General features: G+C 64.1%; 9 protein-coding genes. 4 read left to right on the top strand and 5 right to left on the bottom strand.

The genetic code is table 11. From position 1 onward, the window contains the following. Nucleotides 1–147: 147 nt before the first annotated feature. The 3 genes from RMO57_RS18260 to RMO57_RS18250 all read left to right on the top strand — a co-directional run bounded on the left by RMO57_RS18260 (nucleotide 148) and on the right by RMO57_RS18250 (nucleotide 2,853). Nucleotides 148–780 carry an L-threonylcarbamoyladenylate synthase gene (locus tag RMO57_RS18260; protein WP_310389068.1) on the top strand — a complete coding sequence of 211 codons (633 nt, stop codon included), beginning with the start codon at nucleotides 148–150 and terminating at the stop codon, nucleotides 778–780. A gap of 119 nt (nucleotides 781–899) precedes the next feature. Beyond that, nucleotides 900–2,447 carry a methyl-accepting chemotaxis protein gene (locus RMO57_RS18255; protein ID WP_310389066.1) on the top strand — a complete coding sequence of 516 codons (1,548 nt, stop codon included), beginning with the start codon at nucleotides 900–902 and terminating at the stop codon, nucleotides 2,445–2,447. Between the two features lie 61 nt (nucleotides 2,448–2,508). Beyond that, entirely contained in the window at nucleotides 2,509–2,853 is a 345-nt protein-coding gene (locus RMO57_RS18250) for an energy transducer TonB (protein ID WP_310389064.1), read from the top strand. Between the two features lie 15 nt (nucleotides 2,854–2,868). On the opposite strand, the gene RMO57_RS18245 is transcribed toward RMO57_RS18250, so the two are convergent. The 4 genes from RMO57_RS18245 to RMO57_RS18230 all read right to left on the bottom strand — a co-directional run bounded on the left by RMO57_RS18245 (nucleotide 2,869) and on the right by RMO57_RS18230 (nucleotide 4,958). Continuing rightward, on the bottom strand, nucleotides 2,869–3,255 hold the full coding sequence (locus tag RMO57_RS18245) for a glutaredoxin family protein (RefSeq protein ID WP_310389062.1): 387 nt from the start codon (nucleotides 3,253–3,255) through the stop codon (nucleotides 2,869–2,871). After that, the gene (locus tag RMO57_RS18240; RefSeq protein WP_310389060.1) at nucleotides 3,252–3,566 is read right to left on the bottom strand and encodes a RidA family protein; all 315 of its coding nucleotides are present in this window, start codon (nucleotides 3,564–3,566) and stop codon (nucleotides 3,252–3,254) included. Before RMO57_RS18240 ends, RMO57_RS18245 begins: the two co-directional genes overlap by 4 nt. 115 nt (nucleotides 3,567–3,681) lie before the next feature. Continuing rightward, nucleotides 3,682–4,398, bottom strand: a complete 717-nt coding sequence (gene plsY / locus RMO57_RS18235; protein ID WP_310389058.1) for a glycerol-3-phosphate 1-O-acyltransferase PlsY — start codon at nucleotides 4,396–4,398, stop codon at nucleotides 3,682–3,684. Nucleotides 4,399–4,463: 65 nt separating this feature from the next. Next, nucleotides 4,464–4,958: an aminoacyl-tRNA deacylase gene (locus tag RMO57_RS18230; protein WP_310389056.1), complete on the bottom strand. Its 495-nt coding sequence runs from the start codon at nucleotides 4,956–4,958 to the stop codon at nucleotides 4,464–4,466. 94 nt (nucleotides 4,959–5,052) lie between these two features. On the opposite strand from RMO57_RS18230, the gene ydiK reads away from it, so the two are divergent. Further along, complete coding sequence (ydiK, locus tag RMO57_RS18225; RefSeq protein ID WP_310389054.1) at nucleotides 5,053–6,144, top strand: AI-2E family transporter YdiK; 1,092 nt, start codon at nucleotides 5,053–5,055, stop codon at nucleotides 6,142–6,144. Between the two features lie 10 nt (nucleotides 6,145–6,154). On the opposite strand, the gene pbpC is transcribed toward ydiK, so the two are convergent. Further along, a partial coding sequence (gene pbpC / locus RMO57_RS18220) for a penicillin-binding protein 1C (protein WP_310389052.1) occupies nucleotides 6,155–8,048 on the bottom strand: 1,894 nt, incomplete at its 5' end.

Raw genomic sequence — 8,048 nt, 5'->3', positions numbered from 1 at the left:
GACAGTTTTTGCCGGATTTGCAGCCTCATAGCTCGGCAATGGGGCAATAAGACGGTGAAAAATGGACCGCTGCGGCCGTCTTGCAGCCGCCGATTTTTGTGCGGCCCGGGCTCCTAGACCCAAGGCTCACCGGTACACAATCGGTCCATGGCCCAATACTTTGAAGTCCACCCCGAAAACCCGCAGCAACGCTTCCTGAAGCAAGCCGCGCAAATCATCAATGCGGGCGGCATCGGCGCGATCCCGACCGACTCCAGCTATGCCTTCGTCTGCCGCCTGGATGACAAAAACGCGGCCGAGTCGCTGCGCCGCATTCGCGGTATCGATGACAAGCATCACCTGACCTTGTTGTGCCGCGACCTCAGCGAGCTGGCCAGTTACGCCCGCGTTGACAACAGCCAGTACCGCTTGCTCAAACTGGCCACACCGGGCCCCTTCACCTTCATTCTGGAGGCCACCAAAGAGGTGCCGCGTCGCCTCTCTCATCCCTCACGCCGCACCATCGGGCTGCGCGTGCCGGCGCACCGCGTGACGCAGGATTTGCTCGCCCTGCTCGGTCAGCCGCTGCTGGCGACCACCTTGATCGCCCCCGGCGAGACCGAGCCGATGAATGACGCTCGCGAAATAGCCGATCGTTTCGACCGGCTGCTGCAGGTCATCGTCGACGCCGGCGCCTGCCCGCTGGAGCCCACCACCGTGATTGATTTGACCGGCGAAGCGGCCCAAATCATTCGATTGGGGCGCGGTGATCCCGTTACGCTCGGCCTCGCCATAGATTAATAAAGCCGAGAAAAGCGCTCAAGAAATACCGGGCGCGGTCGAAGTTGCTGTGGTCGACCGTAATCCACATGGGGTGGAGCGGCACAACCGCGTTTTGCGGCACGCAAGAAAGCGCCCTAATGAACTTCCTCAGCAAGCTTCGTATCAGTCAACGCCTGGCCTTGAGCTACGGTTTGCTGATCATTTTGCTCACCATCATCGGCGGCTACGGCGCCTACAGCGCCAACCGCCTGGCCAAGGATCTGGACATGACGGCCAAGGACAGCTTGGTCAAAATCGCCGCCGCTAACGCGCTGGAAGAACAGGTGAATGTGGTGGCCCGCGCCTCACGCGACCTGCTGCTGCTGGACTCGGCCGGCGCGATCAAGAAACAAAAAACGCTGATCGACGGCGCCCTGCAGGAAAGCGAAAAGCAGCTCGCGGGGCTGCTCAGCAGCCCCGAGGCGGGCCGCGAGACCGAGCTGCTCGGCCAGGTCAAAGACGCGCAAGGCAAGTTCTTTGCCTCGGTGGCCAAGTTCCGCAAGGTGCAGGTCGACGGCAGCCCGGATGAGGCCCGTGAAAGCCTGATCACCGATGTGCGGCCGGCTCAGCAAACTTACCAAGAAGGCCTCAAGGGCCTGGTCAATTTGCAGTTCGAACATGCCAACGACCTGGCCGTCTCGGGCGGCGAGTTGGCGCGCAATTCGGTGCTGGTGACCGTGGTGCTGGTGATCGTTGCGGTGGTGATAGGCAGCGTGGGTGGCCTGGCCATCGTGCGGTCGATCATTGTGCCGATCAAACAAGCGCAAGCCGCCGCCGAGGCGATTCGAAATGGCGATCTGACACATCAGTTCGAGGCCTTGGGCTCCGACGAATTGGGGCAGATGCTGGACTCCATGCAGGCGATGCAGCAAGCCCTGGCCGGCGTGGTCGGCAGCGTCGGCGCCGCCGCCAACGACGTGGCCGAAAGTACCGGCCAAATCGTCAACGGCAACGTTGATTTGTCGGACCGCACGGCCCGCTCGGCCTCCAGCCTGCAAACCACTGCCGCCTCGGTTGAGCAGATAGCGGCCAATCTGAGCGGTGCCAGCGAGCTGACCCGCAAGGCCGCCGGCATCGCCACCAAGGCCCGCAATTCGGCCTCGGCCGGCGGCAAGGTGGTGTCTCAAGTGGTGTCCACCATGCAGGAAATCAGCGCCAGCTCGCACAAGATCGGCGACATCATCGGCGTGATTGACGGCATCGCCTTTCAAACCAATATCTTGGCCCTGAACGCCGCCGTCGAAGCGGCCCGGGCCGGTGAGCATGGCCGCGGCTTCGCCGTGGTGGCCTCCGAAGTGCGGGCCTTGGCTTCACGTGCCGCCGGCGCCGCCAAGGAGATCAAGGTGCTGATTCAAGAATCAACCGTCAAGGTCGAGGCCGGCACCGCCCTGGTCAATAACGCCGGCGTCACCATCAGCAGCGTCGTCAATGAGGTCAACGATATGGGCCAACTGATCGAGGAGATTTCACACTCGGCGCAGGAGCAGGCCACCGGTGTCGGCGTGGTCAACCATTCGATGAACGAGCTGGACCGCAGCACCCAGCAAAACGCCAGCTTGGTCAGTGCGCTGAGCAAGTCCACCGAAGCATTGACCAGCAGCTCATCGCGCTTGCTGGAAGCGGTCGGATTCTTCCGCGTCCACTGAGCCGGCAACCCTCATCATCATCATCATCATCATCATCATCAATTACGCTGCAAGGAAAGCCATGACTACCTCCCCCTCGTTCCTGTCTCAATGGTCACGCGCCGGTCTCGGCCTGCTGAGCGCATTGTTGATCGCCACCAGCGCCATCGCCGCACCCAAGGTGTTGAAGAAAGTACCGCCGGAATTTCCCGCAGCGGCGACCAAAAAGGGCGTCAGCGCCGGATCGGTCAAAGCACAGCTGCAAATCGGCCCGGACGGCAAGGTGACCGAGGTCGTCATTTTGGAAGCCGCGCCGCCCAAGCTGTTTGACAGAGCGGTGATCGAGGCGTTGATGGAATGGCGCTTCGAAGGCAATGGCGAGAAGCAGACCCACGAGTTGAAACTGGTGTTCAACAGCGAAGACTGAAAAATCACCCGCAGGCTAAGGCCTGTCGATCGCCAGCAGTTCGACCAAGCGCTGTTTGTCAAAGCCCACCACGCGCTGACCTTTGACCAAAAAGGTCGGCGTACCCGGGGCCATCTGCGCCCGGTACAGCGCCGCACAAGCCGCGTCGGTTTCAATGAAGCACTCGCTGAAGGCGATCTGCTCGGCCTCCAGCCAGGTGCGTGCCCGAAGGCAAAACACGCAGCTGGTGCTGGACAGCATGACGATATCGCCCGGACGTGCAGAAGCCCGCAGACTCTCGGCTTGAGCCCCGGCCTGCCAATGCTGGGCGGCTTGAGAAACTCCCAATACGACCAGCACAATCGCCACCAATGGCCCGTACTCGCGCAGTGCGCGTTGCAGGCGCGAGCTGGGTTGGTTCAAACTGCCGCCGTGACGACGATCTCCACCTTCCACTCCGGCCGCGCCAGCTTGGCCTCGACGGTGGCACGCGGCGGGGTGTGGCCGGCCACCACCCAGGCGTCCCAGGCGGCATTCATGCCGGCGAATTCGGCCACGTCGGCGATGAAAATCTGCGCCCGCAAGATCTTGGTCTTGTCGCTGCCGGCGCGTGCCAGCAAGGCATCAATTGCGGCCAGAACCTGCGCCGTTTGCCCGGTGATGTCTTGGCTTGCATCTTCCGGCACCTGACCGGCCAGATACACCACACCGTTGTAGACCGCCATCTCGGACATGCGGGCGCCGACGTCAAATCTTTCACAAGAAAGGGATGGGCCGCCCCGATCTTTCTTGACCCCCTCGGGGGGCAGGCGACGTACGTCGTCGGCTTGGGGGTGCTCTGTATTCATTTCAATGACCTTTCTTCTTGGGATGCTTGTGCGAATGACCCTGCGACTGCGGGCCGACGCCGTGAGGATGTTTTTTGCTGCTGTCGGGTGGCGGGCTTGTGCCGCTGGCTTTTTGCCCCAAACGACTTTCGGTGCCATTGAGCAGCTTCTTGATATTGTCGGCATGGCGCCAAACCAGCAGCAAGCCAATCACGACCAAGACGCCGACGATGGGCCCGCCGCCCCAGATCATCATTTGATAGACCGGCGCAAACGCGGCCGACACCAAGGCCGCCAGCGAGGAATAGCGCGAGAAGTAAGCAATGATGGCCCAGGTCGCCAGCGTCGCCAGCCCCAAGAGCGGATTCAAGGCCATGATGACGCCAGCCGCCGTGGCAACGCCCTTGCCGCCTTTGAAGCGAAAGAACACCGGCCACAGATGGCCGAGAAAGGCCGTCAGGCCGACCAAGGCCGCCGTGCCTTCGCCCAGACCATAGGGCGCGCCGAACAACAGCACCAACAAAACCGCCACATAGCCTTTCAAGGCGTCGAACAACAGCGTCAGCACGGCGGCCAGCTTATTGCCGGAGCGCAGCACATTGGTGGCGCCCGGATTGCCGGAGCCGTAGCTGCGCGGATCGGACAAGCCCATCACGCGGCTGATGATGACGGCGAAGGACAGCGAGCCGCAGAGGTAGCCGAGAACGCCGGCCAGCAGGGGGAAAAGTAGATCTTGCATGGGGCGCTATTGTGGCCGCATTGCGCCTGAATTTTTCCAGGCAGATCCGACAATGCGGACCAGCACTAGTCAGTACCGGCGCAGCTGACCGCCTTGGCACCCACCAGCTCGGGCAGGATTGTCGGGTCGATGCCGACCAGAAAACCGCGCCGCCCGCCGTTGATGCAGATGCTGGGCAGCGCCAAAATCGTGGCCTCCACATACACCGGCATCGCCTTGCGCAGGCCAAACGGCGAGGTGCCGCCGACCAGATAGCCGCTGTGCCGCTGCGCAACCTCAGGTTTGCAGGGTTCGACCTTCTTGCAGGGGATCTGGCGCGCCAGCGCCTTCAGGCTGACCTGGGCGTCACCGTGCATCAGCACGACCAGCGGCTGCGCATGTTCATCCTGCATCACCAGGGTTTTGACCACGCTGTGCTCAGCAACCCCAAGCTGGCGGGCCGACTCGGCGGTGCCGCCGCGCTCCACATAATCGTAAACATGCTCGGTAAAGCTGATTCTGTGCTGACGCAGGAATTGCGTCGCCGGGGTCTCGCTGACATGGGTGGGTTTCTTGGCCATGGGCAGATTTTCACTCATCCCTCAGCCATGGCCCGGGCAGCAGGCAGAAGCGGGCAGAATCGAGCCTCCGCGCCTCTCAGCTCAAACCCTCATCATGACGCCAGCCAAACCCGACCTCACCCGCACCATGCTCAGCATTCTGAGCATCGCCCTGCTGATGCTCGCCTCGCTGTGGATCTTGTCGCCCTTCATCGGCTCGCTGATCTGGGCCACCATGATCGTGGTGGCAACGTGGCCGTTGATGCTCGGCCTTCAGCAGCGTTTGTGGGGGCGCCGAGGCCTGGCCACTATGGTGATGGTCATACTGCTGCTGCTGGTGTTGTTCGTACCGTTGACGGTTGCGCTGACCACGGTGGCCGCGCATGCCGATCAGGTGGTTGACTTGGTCGGCTCCTTGAGCGTGGCCGACCTGCCCAAAGCGCCCGACTGGCTGGCGGCGGTGCCGCTGGTGGGCGAAAGCCTCAGCACGGCCTGGCACCGCATCACCGTGGACGGCATCGCGCCGCTGGTGGCCTTGGCCAAGCCTTATCTCGGTGTCTCGTTCAAGTGGGCTGCGTCACAGGCCGGTAGTCTGGGTCTGATCGGGCTGCAGTTTTTGCTGACGGTGGCCTTGTCCGGCATTCTCTACAGCAACGGCGAGGCGGCGGCCCGCGCCGTACATGGCTTCGGGCGCCGCCTGGCAGGCGAGCAAGGCGATGCGATCGTGACCTTGGCGGGCCTGGCGATTCGCGGCGTGGCGATGGGCATTGTCGTGACGGCCTTGGTGCAATCGGTACTGGGCGGCATCGGGCTGTGGATCGCCGGCATCCCGGCGGCGGCCTTGCTGACGGCCTTGATGCTGATGCTTTGCCTGGCGCAAATTGGCGTGGTGCCGGTGCTGGTGCCCGCGGTGGCTTGGCTGTACTGGGGTGGCGACAACGTCTGGGGCACGGTGCTTCTGCTCTGGACGCTGGTGGTCGGCACCTTGGACAACTTCTTGCGCCCTTGGTTGATCAAGAAAGGCGCGGACCTGCCGCTGTTGCTGATCTTTGCCGGCGTCATCGGCGGCTTGTTCGCTTTTGGTCTGGTCGGCCTCTTCATCGGCCCGGTGGTGCTGGCGGTGACCTACACCTTGCTCAATTCCTGGATCGGCGACAAATTGCCGCCGGCTGGTACGAAATCCGACATCCAGGTTTCACGCCTGTAGCCACTTAGCGTCACTTGAGCGCCGCGCCGCGCACCTCGAAGCGCAGCTGCTGAATCAGCCGACCCTGCCCGTCCAGCAAGCGCAATTGATGCTGGCCCGGCCAGGGCGCCCAGCTGATGTGGCGGCCAGCCCCCAGCACCCGCCCGTCCAATTCCCATTGGCCGGACTGGCCCTCGAAGCGGATTTTCTGGGCCTGCGGCGGGATGTCGGGGTCGAGTGCGTAAATGCTGCCGCTCAGTGGGTTGCTGATGCCTAAGCTGGTGTTTGAGCGCATCAAGTCGCTTGACCGCACAGTCGCCAACTCGGTGCCGCGGACAAACCACTCCGGCCGCGCCGGCTCACGTTCGGCCTCGAACACGACGCGCTGTTGCACGACACCGGCCGGCACCGCGGGCGGCCTGGACGCGCGCCCCCGCTGCAGATAGGCCACCAGCCCGGCCCAGATCGGCGCCGCACCGCTGATGCCGCTGACCCCATGCATCGCGCCGCCGCTGGCATTGCCGACCCACACGCCGACCGTGTAATGCTGTGTGAAGCCTAAGCACCAGTTGTCGCGCATATCCTTGCTGGTGCCGGTTTTGACCGCCGCGAAGCCGGCCGTCGCCAGCACGCTGTCCAAGCCGAAAGTGCGCGCCCTGGCACTGTTATCGGCCAGCATATCGGCGGTGATGAAGCTGGCGGCGGCGCTGCTGACCCGGCGCGACGCGGTCGACACTTGCGCATTCAAGCGCACCGGGCTGTACTGCCCACCGTTCGCCAGCGACCGATAGGCATTACTCAAGCCCAACAGGCTGACGTCAGAGCTGCCCAGCGCCAGCGAGAGGCCGTAAAAGCCGCTGGTTTCGGGCAGCGCCAGGCCCAGCGCATTGAAGCGCTCGAACACGGCATCGGTGCCCAGCATCGCCGTCAAGCGCACGGCCGGCACATTCAGGCTGTTGCCCAGCGCGCTGCGTGCCGACACATAACCCTTGAATGCCCGGTCATAGTTTTGCGGCAGGTAGAGGCCGGCCGGCGTGCTGAGCTGCGCCGGCGAGTCATCCAGCAGGCTGGCCGGCGTGATCAAGCGCCGCTCCAGCGCCAGCTGGTAGATGAAGGGCTTCAGCGTCGAGCCCGGCTGGCGCCGCGCCAACACCCCGTCGACCTGGGCCGCGCTCGACAAATCGCCGCTGGAACCCACCCAGGCCAACACCCGGCCGCTGGCGTTGTCGAGCACCAGCACCGCGCCGTCCTCCACATTGCGGCCGGACAACTCGCCCAGCTGCTGCTTCAACAAGCTCATCGCATAACGTTGCAGCTGAGCGTCCAGGCTGCTGCGCTGCTGCGCCGGCCCATCGGCGCGCAAGACCTGGCGGGCGAAATGCGGCGCCAGCTGCTCACCCAAGGGCCGGGCCGGGCGGCGCACCAGCAGGGCCTCGATATCGCCGTTGACGCCCTTGAGCGCGGCGCAAGTCGCATCTTGTGCCCGGCCCATCAGCTGCAAGAGGGCGCAGGCACGCGCGGCCAACAGCGCCGGCGACGCATTCGGCGCGCGCAACATGGCGGCAGCCAAGGCCGCCTCGGCGGGCTTCAGGCCGACCGGATGCTTGCCAAACAGGGTCTGCGCCAGCGCGTTGATGCCGACCACCTCGCCGCGCAAGGGCACGCTGTTCAGATAGGCCTCAAGAATCTGCGCCTTGCTCCAGCTGCGCTCCAGCCGGCCGGCCATGATCACTTGGCCGATTTTCTGCGGCAGGCTGCGGCCGGCCGCCGGGCGTGCCAGGCCGGCGTCGATCAGGCCGGCCAGCTGCATCGTCAGGGTGGAGGCGCCGCGGGTGTGGGTGTTCCACAAATTACCCCAGGCACTGCGCGCCGCCGCCGGCCAGTCGACCCCGCTGTGCTCGTAAAAGCGCTTGTCTTCGCCCAGC

Origin of the sequence: Roseateles sp., from assembly GCF_031397715.1 — a bacterium.
GTDB lineage: Bacteria > Pseudomonadota > Gammaproteobacteria > Burkholderiales > Burkholderiaceae_C > Paucibacter_A.
Note: the sequence above shows the minus strand (reverse complement) of the source record. Positions and strands in the feature narration are given on the sequence as shown.